Origin of the sequence: Bradyrhizobium sp. 4 (assembly GCF_023100905.1) — a bacterium.
Taxonomy (GTDB): domain Bacteria; phylum Pseudomonadota; class Alphaproteobacteria; order Rhizobiales; family Xanthobacteraceae; genus Bradyrhizobium.
In genome coordinates, this window is record NZ_CP064686.1 from 3,132,878 (window position 1) to 3,149,256 (window position 16,379).

Consider the following 16,379-nt stretch of genomic DNA (forward strand, 5'->3'; position numbering starts at 1 on the left):
CGCATCATGCTGGGCCGTGAGCATCGGTTGCGGCGCGCAGATGCTCGGCCATGTTGCGGCAGGCTCCTTCGGCCTCAGCCAATGTTCGGAAGGGCGACCCGCTGATCTTGATCGCGCCATTGTTCTCGTAGAGTGGTCGCCAACTCGCCAGGTACCCGGAGCGTCCGTGAAAGCCCCGACCGGTAGGGCTCTCCAGGCTGATCACAAACGAGAAGCCATGGCCGCTCGCGCTCCAGATCTCCATGTTTTCGATGGGCCGGTGAAATTGCAGTGGCATGGCAATCATCCGTCGTGCGCTGCCCTTAATCAAGCTAATCAGATATATGCATATTAAATATTAGTTTGACACTCCAGATTGGGGTCCCGGCTCCGGGGCGAGCAAGCCCGAGGCCATGCTGGCAATCTGCCGGCGGCGCACGCCTCGCAATCTCCATTTTTCAAACAAAATTTTGGTTGAAAGTCTATTTAATATATAATACCAATAAAGCAAATTAAATCAAGGGGAGCGCATCGTGACTCAAGGCGGCAATGAAGATGACGACCGGCGGGCGTTCCTGAAAACCTGCGGAAGATTCGCGGCCGTGACACCCCCCGTCATAACGCTGCTGCTGTCGACCTCGCTGACCTCGACAGCCATCGCACGTTCAGGCGGACAGAACGGAGCAACGCATGGCGATGACAGGGACCAGTCATTCTTCGACAACGATCGTCCGTCCTCTGCGGCCTCGGGGTCCTCTGGCGGCGGGTCACCTGGAGGTAGTGGCGGACCTGGGGGGCGCCGTGGTGGCTCATCTGCTGCTGGAAAGCCATCCGGCGGGGGCGGCAGATCGGGCGGAGCGACCGCTGGCAAAGGACCTTTCGCGACGGGAGGGAACTCCGGAAATCCGGCCGCATATGGAGGGGTCGATTGTGCAGATGAAGAAGACGACGAGCGGAGGCACAAGCCCGAGTGCGAGCGAGCCGCCTCTCGACTTTCGAGCGCAACCCGCTCCGAGCCTTAACAACGGTTCGATCCGCTGTTGTTGCAAGCTGAGCAGTCAGACCCAATGCAGCGTGCCGTGCGCCGGGGCACATGAGTACTTTTTTAACACGCCGCCGCATCGTCATCGGCAACGCAGCATGCCGAATTAGTCGCGTTTTCCTTTGATTTCACATTTTTTGGCCACGTCAAAGCTGGCGGAATTCTCGCGGACATATTGCTAGGAGACCTCACATGAAAATCTGCGCTCGAGTGGACAACCCTGCCGCTGTTCTTCGCCAGCGTCTCGAAGCGCTTGCCTCTCAACTCGCAGAACTTGAGAGTCTCAGGGACTGGGTGGATCGAGAAGAGAACCATCAGCGCGAGCTGCGCCAGTCCGGCTATCTCAGACGACGAGCAAGCTCAGAGTGCAACCGAGCGGTCGCTGCAACGTCGCAGATCTAAAGCTCCGCCTGGTCGCAACCCATCAAATTATTTCAGCGAGAGTCCGAAAGCGTACGGATGTTTCGAATTTAATCGATCATATTTGGCTTCGGCAGGGGCCGAGCGGTTCATCCGCAGCAGCCTCCGGTCACGCCGAGAACAGGGGCGCTGGTTTTCTGGCGCAGTACGTGCCGGGAGCAAAGAGTCTTCAATCCATTAACTAGTTTCGCTCGAAAGGATGAAAGCTCGTGAATGATGCCAATGTGAAAGTCGAAACGCAGGCCGATCCGGTGAATGAGAACACGAATGGTGCAAAACCAAGGTTCGATTTGCCGCTTTTGAATTTCCAGGAACTCCTCCGTGGCTTCGCCGAGCAGGGCGCCGCACAGACCAAGAACAATATCGCGAGCATGAAAGCGACTTCCGAGGAGATCAGCGACATTCTCCGTGAAGCCTGCTCTATGAACGCCAGAGGGGCCGTCGATTACGGCGCCAAGGTCATCGAGATTTCCAAAGACAATACCAGCGCCACCCTGGAGTTTTTATCCCGCCTCGCTGAGACCAGGTCGCTGCTGGATATCGTGCATCTTTCGACCGCCCGAAGCCGCGAGGCTTTCGAAGTCGTCTCCGCACAGAATCGGGAGCTTTGGGAGCTCGCGCAGAAAGTTGCGATCGAGACGACCGAGCCCATCAAGACCGGCTTCAACAGAGTGCTGCACAAGACCGTCTGAACCGAGGCTACCGGCCGCGCGGATCGACTGGACAGGCGTCTCCGCAACGGGGGGACGCTCGGTCCAGTCGATGGCGGGCCAACGTGCTCAGGGTCCGCAACAGATTGCAGGAAATCAAGATGGGTGTGGTAATGATCAAGTGCCCGGAAACGGGCGACGCTATTTCGACGGGTATCGAGACTGATCGCGAAAGGTTTCGCTGCAGCGCGGTATTCTTCTCGCGCACCTATTGTCGGGTCTGCGCGGCTACACACGAGTGGTTCGCGCGAGAGGCCTGGGTCTACGAGCCTGCCCTGGATAGTCGGTTGCCGGGCGGCTGGTAGGCGTCTCGTGCCGGCGCCGCTTGAATAAGTCCTGCTCCGCCACGCGATATTATCCGATCGATCCTGCGGCTCATCACCTTGTAGCACTCGCATGCCACGGCTTCGAGCCGCGGCCGGTCAATCTCGAGCTGACCGCGGCGGCTGGATTTCAACGCTCTTGACGCGCGCAACGCCCTCACAACATGCGTGACCGTGGTGCGTCGGACGCCCAGTAGCTCCGACATAGTCTCCTGGGTCAAAGGGAGGAGATTGCTGCCATTCGCCCGGTCATGAATTTGAAGCAGCCAGCAGGCCATCCGAGCTTCGACGGAGTGCAGTGCATTGCAGGCCGCGACGTGCTGAAATTGCGTCAGCAGCGATCTCGTGAAGATCTGCACCATGGATGCGATCGCGGGGCTGCGACCCAGCGCCGGCAGAAATTGCGCCGCCGGGATCTGCAGCACGGCCCCTGGGACGCGGACCACCGCCGTCAGGGGGGAGCGGGATGCGCCAAGCGCCGACGTCAGACCGATGGCACCCTCATGGCCGACCAGCCCCGTCGCGACGGTCTGCCCGTTCGGCAAGTCCACAATAAAGGCAATCGCGCCACTGCAGGGGAAGAGAAGGTGATTGATCCGGTCGCCCGATCGGACCAGCACTGCGTCGCGCTCGAGCACGACCTTCCGCAGATGAGGTGCAAGCAAGGCAAAATCCGCCGGCGGCAACGCTGCTAACAATCGATTCTCAACTCTGGTCGCGTGATCCATCACGGGATTCGTCCCCGACGGATGGCCGGTGCTGGGACGGGGCCGCTGGTGCCCAACTGGCCGCACAACTCAACAGGGGTCCAACCGGTCACCGGAGATATGGTTCCCTTCGTGGAGTCGTGCGTGTGCGACGGCACCGCCACGCACGATCCCGCTAGATCCTGCGATTGGCTCCAACTGGGACCGGCAGGCTCGCGGGCATTGCAGTTGATGTCGGCCAAGCCTATCGCTCGTCCGGAAAGAGTGTCATCGGAGCGGACGCTCTATGCCTGTGCGACAGATGCCATTTTTTGGCCGAGTATGCTAAGGCGGCGACCGCCTAATCATTGAACGTTCTTAACTCGTGGCTGACTCTTAATCAGCGGGTCCCAGGTTCGAGCCCTGGTGCGCCCACCATCCTAGCGATTGGCCCCGCGTGTGGCGGGCGCGCAACAAGCCTTCCCGGGAGCGGGTCCTCCCTGCTCGTCGTGCGTGCCAGCGTGTTGGGCGGAAGCACCGTGTTGCTGATAGCTACCACCATTGCTTCACGGATTTCTATAGAGGCGCAAACCGGTTTTGACCGTAGCCTGGGGGGCAACCGCCATTCTGGCAACGGGAAATTCCGTAGTGATCTCAATGGCCAAAAACGCCGAAAATGTCAGAACGGCCTTTGAGACACTACAGTATTTCGAGACTTCTCACCTGGAACATTGCCGGAAAACGCCGCGACGGCGTGACCGATCTGGCGAGGATCGTTGCCGTCGCCCGACAGACGCTCGATGCCGACGTGTTCTGCTTCCAGGAGGTGAGCGCGAATTTCTCGAGATTTGGTGATGGAGCGGATCAGAGCGCACAGCTGGCAGCCCTGTTGCCCGGCTACTCCGCAATATTCCGACCTGCTATCGAAACTGTCGAACGTGATGGCAACCTCCATCACTTCGGCAATATGACGCTGTCCCGGTTGCCCGTGCTGCAGATTGCCAACCACCTGCTGCCATGGCCGGGTGTAGGCAGGGTGCGCAGCATGCGCCGTCACACTTTGGAGGTGACGGTTCGGGCCTCGTTTGGCGCGATCCACGTCGTCAACACGCATCTCGAGTTTCATTCGGCAGTCCAGCGCGAGGCAAAGATCGCGCGGCTGCTGGATTTGCAGGAGGACGCGTCGATGAGTCCGAAGCAGGCCGGCTCCCGGCACGATGAGCCGTACGGAAGTCAAACCGTCGCTGCGTCGAGCCTGCTGTGTGGCGATTTCAATTCTGATGTTGCCGACCCTCAGCACGCATTGATTGCCCGAACTGGCCGGCCTGGTCTGGCGTATCGGGATGCATGGACCGCCGATCGTCCCGGCCGCGCGCGTGCGCCGACTTGCGGAATCTACGACCGCGCGCAGCGGGCCGACGGGCCCGACTGCCGCGACTTCATTTTCGTGACGGAAGATTTGACCGGCTACGTTCGCAGCATCGAGGTCAACGAAGCGACCGCGCACCAGCCCATTGTAATCAAGCTTTCGGAATAGAAGAATGGCGGAGCTACTAAAAACTGTCGTTGCAAGGAAGGGTAGAGGACGTCTTGCCCGCCGGCGGCCCCCCGCAAGCAATTTGGCCGCAATGATCGAAATCAGAACTGAGTCTCGGTTCAGGAGCAATAGCGGCTCACGCTGGTGGGGCCTATTTTCGATACAGCCGCCCGGTAGTCGTCCGGAGGTGTAAACGCCGGCCATTGGAATCACCGTTCTCACCTTTTGCCGGACCAGCCATGGCGCAAGGCGGTGGCACGGACAAGGCACCAACCCTCATCAGCAACAGATGTCAGCGTCCAATGGAGTTTCTCGCGTCCCTGCCAGCAATTGCAAACCTGCCCGCCGCCAATGCCTACAGGTGCATGCCCTGCCTGAGAGTTGAAACTATCGTTCTGGGCTGAAGGAAGGCACCGCCAGAGGACTACTTGGCTTGAGCTCGAAAGTCCGAGGCTAGCGTTTCATCTGCCAGGAGACGAACTCGTCTCCGGCATCAAGGCCTTCCCCGCACACCAGCAATGGCTGGTTGTCGGACGTGGCGCCGAGTAGAGCGCGAACCTCGCTTCTTCTCTGAACGTGGTGGGCTCAGCGCGTTGGTAGCCGGTCCACTATGCTGGACAAGACCTTTGGAGGCAACGTGATGCCAGACAGCCTCCAGGTCGCTCCTTCATAATGCAGGCTAACGCTCCCGGCGTCCTGATTTGCTCCGAGCTTCACCGCAAACTCGACCGGCTTCACTAGCGTTATCCGCCCACGAACACAAAGATGTTCGAAAGGTCAAGCTCGGCAAACGAAGACATCGTCCCAAATGTAATGTTTTCTGCCGCGTTGCGGACGGTGCCGCTCCTCAACAGGACGGACAAATTTTCCGGTGTCATGAGCTTGACCGCGAGATCGTCGGCAATTGTCGCACCGAATGCGTTGACTGCCATTCGTTCGAACGGCTGCACCGGCCGCTTTCGGCCAATTCGGTCGAGATAAGCGGACACAACCTGATCGACTACCGAATGACGGAGGCGCGGAAGATTAGTCCGGGCCATCACCTGAGCGGCGTCTGCGCTTCGCACGGCCGAAACCAGGCCCAAGACCGAAACGAAGGCTGACCCGGCGTAGATGAAGAGGCAGATCAGGAACGCCGCCAGGATGCCAATGAGCCACCTCATGGAGCGGCAATCACGGTGGAGGGGCATTGCTCCAAGATGCGATCGGACCTCTAACGCCTCTTGCGCGGCTGTCAGCCGAGAAGTTTAATCATTTTGATCGTTGGAGGTTGGCAAGTAGCCGCAATGAGCGGCGCGTTCGCACTTGCGGCGTGTGGGAAAGACCCAGGGCCTAAAGGTGCTGCTCATAAGGTGGGTGGCCATGAAAGCCTTCAAGTTCGATGAAATTCCACTGCTCGCTGTTTCAGGGAAACCCTAGCGGCGAAGCCTGACTGCAGCCACGCCATGGCTTGCGTGTGCCCAGCTTTGCGCGAACTCTCGTTTCCCCACCACGCATTGAACCTGTAGGCTAACGGCGGTAACGGCCTGCCGAGAATTCCTAGATCGGCGGCAGCGCATTGCAAGGGGGCGGCATCGCATCCGGCTTGAGCAGAGCTTACGGCAATGCGCTGACCATCTCCGGCGACGCTCAGGGCGGCGACGACAGTCTGACCGGAGGCAATGTTCCAAGCCCGGTTCCTGCCGGAACATACGATACCATGCTTGTCGGGGATGGGCAGACCATGCTGACAACGCGCGTGGAGGGAACGACCAGTTGATCAGCGGCACCGGAAAAGATGACATGTGGGGCGACGCTCAGGTGATGCTTGGGCTCGCGAAAGGAGGCAACGACACCTTCGTGTTCAACGTCAATAACGGCCACGACAAAGTCGCGGATCTTGGCCAGGGTATTTCGAATTTAGGAACCGACTACATCGATGTCGCTGCGCTTGGTATTGAGAACTTCAGCGAACTTACGATCTCGGCATTTGACACGACAGCACACGAAAGCACGATCACGTTCAGCGCAGGCAACGACGTGCTCGTATAGGAAGCACTCAGGCCTCAGGATTTCATATTCGCGCCGCATGGCCTCTTGCTGACCTAGAAGGCAAGTGGCCAAGTCCTCTGGGCTGACGTGCGCCGGCTTTTGTTCGTTGCGCGTGGAGCAAATACACCGGTTCATCAACTAACCAGCTTGCGATGTAGTCGCGTAAGGCGTCTTCCGCGGGAATCTTGGGGCGGCCAGCGCGTTAAGCCGCTCCTCGGCAACCGCTGCGCGTTCTGTTCCTTTGGTACCGTTTCGTGTCCGCCAGTTCAGGAGAATGGAAAGGCTTGCTGTAGCAGCTGCCTTGAAGGGAGTTGACCGACTGCCTGTTGCAGCAGCCGGCCAGGAACCCTTTTAATTGGATTTGATTTTCTCAGACGGGCGGGCTCAGCCCTCTTTGTGACGGTCTGTTTGCGAAAATGAGTTCGGTAGACGTGGTTTTTCCCTGCTTCCGGTATGGGCGCTTCCTGCGAGAGTGCGTCGAGAGCGTTTTGACGCAATCCGGCCCCGAACTGCGCGTGCTTATTATCGATGATGCGTCGCCGGACAATACAGCGGAAGTTGCGGAAGAGTTAGTCTGCTCCGATCCCCGCGTCAGTTATTGCCGGCACACCTCGAATCAAGGGCTGATTGCTACCGCCAATGAAGGCATCGCCTGGGCGAGAGCCGACTACATGCTTCTGCTGTCTGCGGACGATTACCTGTTGCCCGATGCCCTTTCGAGATCCGTCGAACTGTTGGACGATCATCCGTCCGTCGCTTTCGCCTTCGGCGGCGCGGTTGTTCTTGATCAACGCGGGGAGCGTTCGCGGCGTCGAACAGGCGTGGGATCGAGAACCCGTGTTTTGTCCGGACTTGATTTCATTGCACTTAGCGGCGCAAAAAACATTGTGCTGTCACCAACCGTCGTGGTTCGCACATGCCTGCAGAAACGCGGCGGGTATTTGGCTGATTTACCCTACGCCTCTGACATGGAAATGTGGTTACGGCTCGCCGCACACGGGGATGTCGGGGTCATTGCCGCTGACCAAGCCGTGTATCGAGCGCACTCGGCCAATATGTCAAGTGAGCCTTCGCGGGAGCAAGACCTGCTCCAACGCAAGGCAGCGATAGAACATTTCCTGGATAGTAGCGCCGCGAGGTTCACCAACGCTGCTGATCTTCGTATCCGGATGAACCACATGTTGGCACTTGAAGCGATCGGCTGCGCAAGCGCTGCCTTCAATGAAGGCGCGATGGAGAGCTCAGCACGCCTGTCTAAACTTGCCCTGAGTATTGATCCGAGCGTTCAAAGATCGCGTCGTTGGTGGTTTCTCGCCTGCAAGAAGGTTCTTGGGTCGCGAGAATGGCAGCTGGTGCGGCCTGCAGTTGAATGGTTTAGATCTATCGTGCGGAAGGACCACCGCTGAACACCGGCAAAACGACTGGGCTTCTATACGGCCTTGTTAGTTTCGTTCGCGCCTGGCCATACCTCAGCGGATTTACGGCGCTGCCGTCGATAGCTCGTTGTTAGGTCAGTGTGGATGCGACGCCTGTTTATGAATAGGAAATCGACCTCGATCAGGGTGGGAAACGCGTAGTGCGTGGGAAGGACTGCATTTATGGCAAAGCCTCGTTCTTCGTAAAATGTTACGGCTTCTCTCAGGCTCGGCTGGTCTTGGTACAACGGAGCGATTGCCACTTCGGATTGGAGGCCATAGAATTCTGAGAGCATCTCGCCGGCTCCCGCGGCAACGGAGAGGTCATGCCCTTGAGTATCCATTTTCAGGAAGGCACGCTTGAACCCAAGCGTTTTCTGATATTTGCGAAAGTAATCATCGAGCGTGTCTGTGTCGATGCCGATTCTTTCTGACGCGGCTATATCCCGCTCAAACACGCCACCCGACAGCGGCGTATGCAGAGACGATAGTGAATGGGACGATGCCACATTAAATTCGACATGTCGTCGCGTTGAATCCAATGCAACGCTCTCAACATACCAACTCGCGTCGTAGACAGCTTTTGCGCGCAGCGCCTTTGCGAGTCGCGGGACAGGTTCAAACGAAACAATCTGGCCGTCGTAACCGATAGATCTCAGCAACTCGGCATATTGCCCCTCGTTTGCGCCCACGTCGAAAACGCAATCGACGTCGAGATAGACGTAAGCGCTTAGCCGGAACCCTTGCTTCGGGATCGGTATAGCTGTGCGAAAGAAGCCTCCGGCTTGGACGGAGGTTTCGGATGGGATTGGACAGCAAAAAGGACGTCCATTTGGACGGCTCAACGAGGGGGTCGGTGGGCCGGCTGGAGGTTCTTGAAGGACCATCGGGGCGCCGCGTACGTTCGGAAGCTGAGAGAGCTCGGATCGTCGCCGAGAGTCTGTTACCCGGTGCCCAGGTGTCCGAGGTGGCGCGCAAGCACGGAGCGACGCGCTGGCAGATCTACGATTGGCGGCGGCGGTTTCGACAGCGAGGCATGTTGCCGCCGCGCGAGGCATCGCAGCCGACATTCGCGCCGCTGGTCGTGGAAGGTGCGTTGGAGGAGCGTCAGATTCCGGCGATCAAGCTTGAGATCGCGATCGGCGATGTCGTGCTGCGGACGGACACAGCCATAGATGGCGAGCAGCTGTCCCGTGTGATCCGCGCGATGCGAGCGTCACGATGATCGCGGCCGGTGCCGATCTGAAGATTTACATCGCGACGCGGCCGATCGACTTCCGCTGTGGCCACGATGGGCTTGCGGCGAAGGTGCAGGAGATGCTTCGTCTCGACCCGTTCAGCGGCGCAGCCTTCGTGTTCCGATCGAAACGAGCGGACCGGATCAAGATTTTGGTCTGGGATCGAACGGGTCTGGTGTTGGTGCACAAGCGTCTTGAAGGTTGCAAGTTCGTTTGGCCAACGATCGCAGACGGCGTGATACGGATATCGCCGGCGATGTTCGCAGCCCTGTTCGAGGGGCTGGATTGGAGGTTGGTCCGCCCGGAAGAAGCGCGGCGTCCCCAGGCGGCTGGATAACTGCGGCAGAATGACTCGGAAGCTATTTTGAATGTGGCACGCGCGGCGGCGATGTGCTCGAAATAGCGCATGAGCATCGCGGCGCTGCGCGACGAAAATGAACAACTGAAAGCGCTTTTGGCGCAAACGCAGGCGGCCTTAAGCGAGCATCAGGGGGCGCTGGCGGCGTCGGAAGAAGCGCGGCGTCGGCTGGAGGTCATCCTCGGCGAATTGCGACGCGACAAGTTTGGCGCGAAGTCCGAGAAGCTGCGGCCAGATCAGTATCACTTACCGTTGGAAGACGTGGAGATCGCGCAAGGCATCCTGGACGCGGCGCAGGAGAGAGCCGAGGCTGTGATCAAGGGCCGATCGCGGAGCGTGCCGGATCAAGGTTCTCATCGCAATCGCGGCTGCTTGCCTGCCCATTTGCCGCGGGTGGAACGGATCATCGAGCCTGCGAGCACGCTCTGTCCGTGCGGTTGCGGCGCCATGACGAAGATCGGCGAGGACGTCAGCCAGCGCCTCGACGTGATCCCGGCGCAATGGCGGGTGTTGGTCACGCGCCGCCCGAAATACATCTGTCGCCATTGCTCGGGCCCTGTCGTGCAGGCGCACGCACCGGAGCACGTGGTGCCCAGCGGGCTGCCGACCGAAGCGGCGATTGCGCACGTGATCGTCTCCAAGTTTGGCGACCATACGCCGTTTTACCGCCAAGCCGAGATCTATGCGCGCCAGGGCATCCGGCTTGATCGGGCGACACTGGGCAACTGGTCCGGCCGCGCCTGCTTCCATCTTCAGCCCATCGCGGAACACATGCGCCACCACCTGGCCATGGCGGATCGGCTGTTCATGGACGAGACCAAGGCGCCGGTGCTCGATCCCGGGCGAGGCCACACGAAGAAGGGGTACTTCTGGGCGATCGTCTCCGACGACCGCGGCCACAGCGGCCCAAGTCCGCCGATCGTGCTGTTCCGATATGCCCCCGGTCGCAGCGGTTCCTTTGCGGAGCAGTTCCTGGATGGCTTTTGCGGACACTTCCTGCAATGCGACGCCTATGACGGTTATGACCGGCTGACCGAAGTCGCTCGACCGCAAGGGCCGTGGACGCTCGTGCATTGCTGGAGCCATTTGCGCCGGCGCTTCGTCAAATTGGCCCGTAACAGCAAATCGCCGATCGCCGAGGCCGCCGTTCGGCACATCGCACAGCTTTACGCCATCGAAGCCGTGGTGCGCGGCTCATCGCCGGACATACGGTTGGCCGCGCGCAAGGAGCACTCGCTGCCAATGGTAGCCGCGTTGAAGTCGTGGTTCGAAAAACAGCTGTCGATGATCTCCAGCGGTTCGACGCTCGCCGAGGACATCCGCTACGCGCTCAATCACTGGCAGGGGCTGACCCGCTTCCTCGAAGACGGGCGCCTCGAGCTCGACACGAACCCGGTCGAGAACGCCATCCGGCCAGTCTGCCTGACCAGAAAAAATGCTCTCTTCGCCGGACATGAGGTCGGGGCTGAAAATTGGGCCTTGCTTGCGTCGCTCGTCGCCACCTGCAAGCTCAACGACATCAACCCGGCCGCCTACATCGCCGAAACACTCGAGGCCATCATCGACGGCCATCCCCATAGCAGAATCGAAGACCTCATGCCGTGGCGATTCCGCAAAGCGTCAAGCCAGCTCCAATAAGGGTCCCGGCTAAGCGCTTACAGATAGACGAGCAGTTCGCGGAGCGCATGCTTCTCATGCAGCAGGGGGAAACGATGCGCGTGCGCGATTCCAATCGACATCTTGTTAAAGGCGATATCCTGCAGGAGCCGCTTAAAGGTCAGCATGACTGCCACTCGGGGGTTTTCCAGCTATTGACGTTTTGGTAGGCATTAACTATCATTAAATGTAAATTAAAGCTCAATAAATCCGCAAAACAAGATCTAACCCGTTTAAAATGTGGAGCAGAACAATGAAGATCGCCTCGGGAGTTTTGTCTGCATTAGCTCTGGCCTTCACTCTAATAATTTCTGCGCCGCCCGCCCTAGCCTGCAACGGCAATGGAAATTGCGAAAACGCGCCCGGCCAAGTGAGGGGAGCCCCCGGTCCGATTGCTGGCGCCGGCCTTCCGATTCTCGCCATTGGCTACGGTGTCTACTGGTTGGTTAAACGCCGTCGTAAGGTTGGCTGACATTGGTAGCTCGCCTTTCCGGGGCAGTCTGTCTTACCTGATATTTCGGTAGGTACTTCAAACGGTCGCAACGGGCTGCACGCCAATCCCGAAGAGAGCGATTGCTAGCCTGTTGTAATGAGCACGCCGCGCACGCGAGGCGTTGCAGTTAGTTAATCGCAATCTCCGCTGATAGTAGCCGGACGAAATCGTTGTGTCCGCTTTCATCTGCGCCAGAGTTCAAGGGATTTTGGTTCTCAAGCAAGACTCGATGGTGGTTTGGCATATACTCGGCGGCTGAAAACAAGGCGAGGCGCTGGCTTGTGGTCGCATATTCAAACGAGTGGATTGCACGTGGTGCATTGCGAATAAGGCAGTTGTCACGTGGAGAATTCTTTGCGGGACTATTCGCTCTCGGTTGTGTAAGTGGCCTCGCATCACGCATCATCCAATCAGTTAACCGGCTTGGATGGGCGGAGGCGCTTTTCAATACCTTCGGGATTAGCATAATTGTGTGGATCTCGTGTGCCGCCGGGGTATCTCTTGTTCTTCGAGACCGAACGCTTGGGGTGCGTCCGTCAGAGCTGGCCCTGGGGGCAGGTTTTCTCTTTCTGGTCATTCTTCCGATCGGAGCCCTAAGCTGGCTCGCAATAACCGCTCTTAGTCTCTACATCATTATCTCCGCCGATGTCGCCTCATCTCGACGGGGCGCTTTCATATTACTGGCTACCACCGTGCCCATGCTTTGGAGCCGATTGCTATTTCAGTTTTTTGCAAACCTAATATTGCAGATCGACGCGTCACTCGTTGGTTGGATACTGGGGACGCATCGGACCGGAGACATTGTGGAATTTGCTGACGGATCCGGAGTTCTTGTAATCTGGCCAGCTTGTTCTTCGCTTGCGAACGTGTCTCTTGCAGTACTGTGTTGGGTTACCTTGAGCCAATTAGCGGGCTCCAAGAAATCCGTTTACGACGTGTCGTGGTGCCTTTTGGCCTGCGTTTCAGTAATAGCTGTGAACGTCGCGCGGATAAGTTTGATGGGTTTGAGCCAATGGCATTACGCCGCCGTCCATGGACCGTGGGGAGACGCGGTCGGCAACACAATCATACTCGGCCTGATAGTCGGCTTCAGTGTTCTTGGGGTGCGGCGTGAACTATTCCAGCGCATTTAGGTGGTCTATTGCTGGCGTGCTTTTGTTGACGATTGGATGGAAGATCGCAAGCCAGCCCGAAACTCAAAACTATTTAAAGGACGACCTTATCAAATTCTTTGAACGCAACCACTTCAACGTCGTCGTGACCGACGAGGTCGTGAATTACACGCCGATTATCCGGGCGAGCAGAGCCTCGTGCCATCTGCAGATCGCGACACTTATTCCCGATGGCTCGAACCGGGATCTCATTCGGCATCTTGCTGCAGGTACAGATCGCTCGTTCGTTGTCTTTCGCGGCACGGTGTACGTCCAACAGCCCGTATTCTGGACAGTACTCGATTACTTTTGGTCCAAATTTCTTCGCGAGCTTGGATTGATTAAGCACATTACGCCCGTCATTAGCGTAGCGGTGAACTCATCGTGCAATGGCGAGGGACTTCCGTGGGGTGAGCTAGAAGGTATCAGGAGAGATCCGCGTTGAACGCCATTGATTGCCAAGAGCTGATGGCGGGTATCGGCCCATCGGCGACCTGCCGTAGGCTACTCCAGTCGACATCCCTCACGTCGGATGCGATCGCGAGTCGGGCGCAGGCGCGCCGAGGGTACCTCTGAGGAGTTATGAAGTACATTTTCATCGCGGTCGGCTGCTGGCTGCTGCTGAACCTGCTCTTCGTTGTGCTAGTCACCCCGCCGCGTAGGTCGCGCCGGCGGCGACAGCTTGCTCGCACGATTCAAGCAGTCAAGAAATTCATTTTGAGCAGACGGCAGCCCCCTACCTGAGTGGAGACAGTGGGGTTCTGAATTTCCGGAACTACTCGGGTTCGCAGACGGGATTCACATGCTTCAATGAAGCCGAGCGCGGTCGCTGATTTAAGTCTTCTCATTTGCTCTGATGCTGTCCTGATAGTGATTTTGTTGTGAGAACATTTATGCGAAGCTCTCGCGCAATCCTTTATGCCCAAGGACTTGGCGAAATCACCTCTCAGGTCTCAGAATTGGAATATCTTCGAGGTCTAGTCGAAGAAGCAGCGGAGGGCCCGCGGTGTGCCTCCATTACGCTTGACACATCTCGTTTCGCGCAGCCTTCGAAGTCGTGAACCAGGCGCCCTGTCTGTCCGCTTCCGTCGCCGCGTGCCACCAAGCTGGATGCAGGAGCTATCGGGCCCCCTGGCAACGACAACCAAGTCAATCGGACTTTGCTGACGCCATTCCCCGAGGCATGGTGGGCTTCCTCCTAAAACCTCTCCAAGGGCTGGCTTACCGCGCCTTGACTCCTCCTGAGGGGGAGTGGACGAGCCCAGCAACGATAGGCGGCTCCGCACGTTGATACGTATCGCCGGCCGAGGGGCTGACTGTAGGCGTCGGTGGCTGAGAGAATTCCGCGCTCCCGCCTTGTATGTTAGGAGCGCAGAATGGCCGAAGAATTCAGCGCCGAGACACGTCGCCTGCTCGAGCGAGCCAACGAAACCATCGCTCAAAGTCGTCAGTTAGCCACGGAACATCGTAAGCGCTTAGCCGGGACCCTTATTGGAGCTGGCTTGACGCTTTGCGGAATCGCCACGGCATGAGGTCTTCGATTCTGCTATGGGGATGGCCGTCGATGATGGCCTCGAGTGTTTCGGCGATGTAGGCGGCCGGGTTGATGTCGTTGAGCTTGCAGGTGGCGACGAGCGACGCAAGCAAGGCCCAATTTTCAGCCCCGACCTCATGTCCGGCGAAGAGAGCATTTTTTCTGGTCAGGCAGACTGGCCGGATGGCGTTCTCGACCGGGTTCGTGTCGAGCTCGAGGCGCCCGTCTTCGAGGAAGCGGGTCAGCCCCTGCCAGTGATTGAGCGCGTAGCGGATGTCCTCGGCGAGCGTCGAACCGCTGGAGATCATCGACAGCTGTTTCTCGAACCAAGTCTTTAACGCGGCGATTATGGGCAGCGAGTGCTCCCTGCGCGCGGCCAGCCGGATGTCCGGCGATGAGCCGCGCACCATGGCTTCGATGGCGTAAAGCTGTGCGATGTGCCGAACGGCGGCCTCGGCGATCGGCGATTTGCTGTTACGGGCCAATTTGACGAAGCGCCGGCGCAAATGGCTCCAGCAATGCACGAGCGTCCACGGCCCTTGCGGTCGAGCGACTTCGGTCAGCCGGTCATAACCGTCATAGGCGTCGCATTGCAGGAAGTGTCCGCAAAAGCCATCCAGGAACTGCTCCGCAAAGGCACCGCTGCGACCGGGGGCATATTGGAACAGCACGATCAGCGGACTTGGGCCGCTGTGGCCGCGGTCGTCGGAGACGATCGCCCAAAAGTACCCTTTCTTCGTGTGGCCTCGCCCGGGATCGAGCACCGGCGCCGTGGTTTCGTCCATGAACAGACGATCCGCCATGGCTAGGCGCTGGCGCATGTGGTCCGCGATAGGCTGAAGATGGAAGCAGGCGTGGCCGGATCAGTTGCCCAGTGTCGCCCGATCAAGTCGGATGCCCTGACGCGCATAGATCTCGGCGTGGCGGTAAAACGGCGTATGGTCGCCAAACTTGGAGACGATCACGTGCGCAATCGCCGCTTCGGTTGGCAGCCCGCTGGGCACCACGTGCTCCGGTGCGTGCGCCTGCACGACAGGGCCCGAGCAATGGCGACAGATGTATTTCGGGCGGCGCGTGACCAACACCCGCCATTGCGCCGGGATCACGTCGAGGCGTTTGCTGACGTCCTCGCCGATCTTCGTCATGGCACCGCAGCCGCACGGACAGAGCGTGCTCGCAGGCTCGATGATCCGTTCCACCCGCGGCAAATATCGGAAATCCTGAACAGTAGGACGGAATGCGGTCGTCTCCTGCGACACAGCTTCTATCGGCGCGGTCTCCAATAGGATCGCGTTCGGCGCTACCTCGCTGATCGTGAATGGAACCGCTAGACGTCACCGTCACAACGGCAGCCTGGTCCGTGAGCGAACTAGTAAGCACGCCGCACTACTTGGGGCAGGGATGGCAGTCTCGGAGAAAACCGGTGGGCAAGCGCGAGCACCGCGGCTTCGTCGGTTTCGAGGGCGATTTTCTGAGCCAGCATCACATCGCCAGCCGCCAGAGCACGATCGGGAACGAAACACCAGCCGATCGCGGGCTTCCCAGTTACGTCAAGCTCTACAACATTGCTCAGGGTACCATATTGAACTCGATATCGTCTGCCGGTGTGAGAACCGGTGACTTCGAAATAGTTGTCGGCATCGAATTGCGCGCGCTGCTCTGGAGATAGCCAATCCCGCAGCAGACGCCGCGAACGCGCTTCCGGGCCGTTTTGCTCGGTGAAGCTCCGATAAAGCTCACGGAGGGCACGGAAGCGCGCACTGTTGACGTCCCTGCGTCTGAACAGAAACATTGTCGCATCTCGAT

15 protein-coding genes and 1 pseudogene are annotated in these 16,379 nt (G+C 58.8%); 9 read left to right on the forward strand and 7 right to left on the reverse strand.

What is annotated here, in order from left to right:
• Positions 1 to 4: 4 nt before the first annotated feature.
• Complete coding sequence (locus IVB45_RS14220; protein WP_247282874.1) at positions 5 to 277, reverse strand: hypothetical protein; 273 nt, start codon at positions 275 to 277, stop codon at positions 5 to 7.
• A gap of 1,373 nt (positions 278 to 1,650) precedes the next feature.
• Between IVB45_RS14220 and IVB45_RS14225 the strand changes: the two genes are divergently transcribed.
• On the forward strand, positions 1,651 to 2,133 hold the full coding sequence (locus IVB45_RS14225; protein ID WP_247363301.1) for a phasin family protein: 483 nt from the start codon (positions 1,651 to 1,653) through the stop codon (positions 2,131 to 2,133).
• A 119-nt stretch (positions 2,134 to 2,252) separates the two neighbouring features.
• A complete protein-coding gene (locus IVB45_RS14230) occupies positions 2,253 to 2,456 on the forward strand; it encodes a hypothetical protein (protein ID WP_083926557.1) in 204 nt (67 codons plus the stop codon).
• On the opposite strand, the gene IVB45_RS14235 is transcribed toward IVB45_RS14230, so the two are convergent.
• Complete coding sequence (locus tag IVB45_RS14235) at positions 2,414 to 3,202, reverse strand: Crp/Fnr family transcriptional regulator (RefSeq protein WP_247363300.1); 789 nt, start codon at positions 3,200 to 3,202, stop codon at positions 2,414 to 2,416. The two genes, IVB45_RS14230 and IVB45_RS14235, sit on opposite strands and share 43 nt — an antisense overlap.
• Before the next feature lie 649 nt (positions 3,203 to 3,851).
• Here IVB45_RS14235 and IVB45_RS14240 point away from each other — a divergent pair.
• Positions 3,852 to 4,697 (forward strand): endonuclease/exonuclease/phosphatase family protein, encoded by an 846-nt coding sequence (locus tag IVB45_RS14240; RefSeq protein WP_247363299.1) that lies wholly within the window; start codon positions 3,852 to 3,854, stop codon positions 4,695 to 4,697.
• Between the two features lie 743 nt (positions 4,698 to 5,440).
• Here IVB45_RS14240 and IVB45_RS14245 read toward each other — a convergent pair.
• A complete protein-coding gene (locus IVB45_RS14245; RefSeq protein WP_247359607.1) occupies positions 5,441 to 5,860 on the reverse strand; it encodes a DUF2939 domain-containing protein in 420 nt (139 codons plus the stop codon).
• Positions 5,861 to 6,452: 592 nt separating this feature from the next.
• Here IVB45_RS14245 and IVB45_RS14250 point away from each other — a divergent pair.
• Both IVB45_RS14250 and IVB45_RS14255 read left to right on the forward strand, forming a co-directional pair.
• Positions 6,453 to 6,728, forward strand: coding sequence for a hypothetical protein (locus tag IVB45_RS14250; RefSeq protein WP_247286739.1), 276 nt, complete (start codon positions 6,453 to 6,455; stop codon positions 6,726 to 6,728).
• Between the two features lie 416 nt (positions 6,729 to 7,144).
• A complete protein-coding gene (locus IVB45_RS14255; RefSeq protein ID WP_247359606.1) occupies positions 7,145 to 8,134 on the forward strand; it encodes a glycosyltransferase in 990 nt (329 codons plus the stop codon).
• A gap of 23 nt (positions 8,135 to 8,157) precedes the next feature.
• Here IVB45_RS14255 and IVB45_RS14260 read toward each other — a convergent pair whose 3' ends face one another.
• Positions 8,158 to 8,835, reverse strand: a complete 678-nt coding sequence (locus IVB45_RS14260) for an FkbM family methyltransferase (protein ID WP_247359605.1) — start codon at positions 8,833 to 8,835, stop codon at positions 8,158 to 8,160.
• Positions 8,836 to 8,945: 110 nt separating this feature from the next.
• Here IVB45_RS14260 and IVB45_RS14265 point away from each other — a divergent pair, with 110 nt between their 5' ends.
• The 3 genes from IVB45_RS14265 to IVB45_RS14275 all read left to right on the forward strand — a co-directional run bounded on the left by IVB45_RS14265 (position 8,946) and on the right by IVB45_RS14275 (position 11,377).
• Positions 8,946 to 9,368 carry a transposase gene (locus tag IVB45_RS14265; RefSeq protein ID WP_247807619.1) on the forward strand — a complete coding sequence of 141 codons (423 nt, stop codon included), beginning with the start codon at positions 8,946 to 8,948 and terminating at the stop codon, positions 9,366 to 9,368.
• On the forward strand, positions 9,365 to 9,718 hold the full coding sequence (tnpB, locus tag IVB45_RS14270) for an IS66 family insertion sequence element accessory protein TnpB (RefSeq protein WP_007601228.1): 354 nt from the start codon (positions 9,365 to 9,367) through the stop codon (positions 9,716 to 9,718). The genes IVB45_RS14265 and tnpB overlap by 4 nt, the downstream gene beginning before the upstream one ends.
• 69 nt (positions 9,719 to 9,787) lie before the next feature.
• Positions 9,788 to 11,377 carry an IS66 family transposase gene (locus IVB45_RS14275; RefSeq protein WP_247807620.1) on the forward strand — a complete coding sequence of 530 codons (1,590 nt, stop codon included), beginning with the start codon at positions 9,788 to 9,790 and terminating at the stop codon, positions 11,375 to 11,377.
• A gap of 17 nt (positions 11,378 to 11,394) precedes the next feature.
• Here IVB45_RS14275 and IVB45_RS14280 read toward each other — a convergent pair whose 3' ends face one another.
• Positions 11,395 to 11,532, reverse strand: coding sequence for a hypothetical protein (locus IVB45_RS14280; RefSeq protein ID WP_247807621.1), 138 nt, complete (start codon positions 11,530 to 11,532; stop codon positions 11,395 to 11,397).
• Between the two features lie 1,466 nt (positions 11,533 to 12,998).
• Between IVB45_RS14280 and IVB45_RS14285 the strand changes: the two genes are divergently transcribed.
• Positions 12,999 to 13,484: a hypothetical protein gene (locus IVB45_RS14285; RefSeq protein WP_247359479.1), complete on the forward strand. Its 486-nt coding sequence runs from the start codon at positions 12,999 to 13,001 to the stop codon at positions 13,482 to 13,484.
• 1,043 nt (positions 13,485 to 14,527) lie between these two features.
• Here the strand turns inward: IVB45_RS14285 and IVB45_RS14290 are convergent.
• A pseudogene (locus tag IVB45_RS14290) lies at positions 14,528 to 15,832 on the reverse strand (IS66 family transposase).
• A gap of 110 nt (positions 15,833 to 15,942) precedes the next feature.
• The gene (locus tag IVB45_RS14295; protein WP_247360338.1) at positions 15,943 to 16,365 is read right to left on the reverse strand and encodes a hypothetical protein; all 423 of its coding nucleotides are present in this window, start codon (positions 16,363 to 16,365) and stop codon (positions 15,943 to 15,945) included.
• Positions 16,366 to 16,379 lie beyond the last annotated feature (14 nt).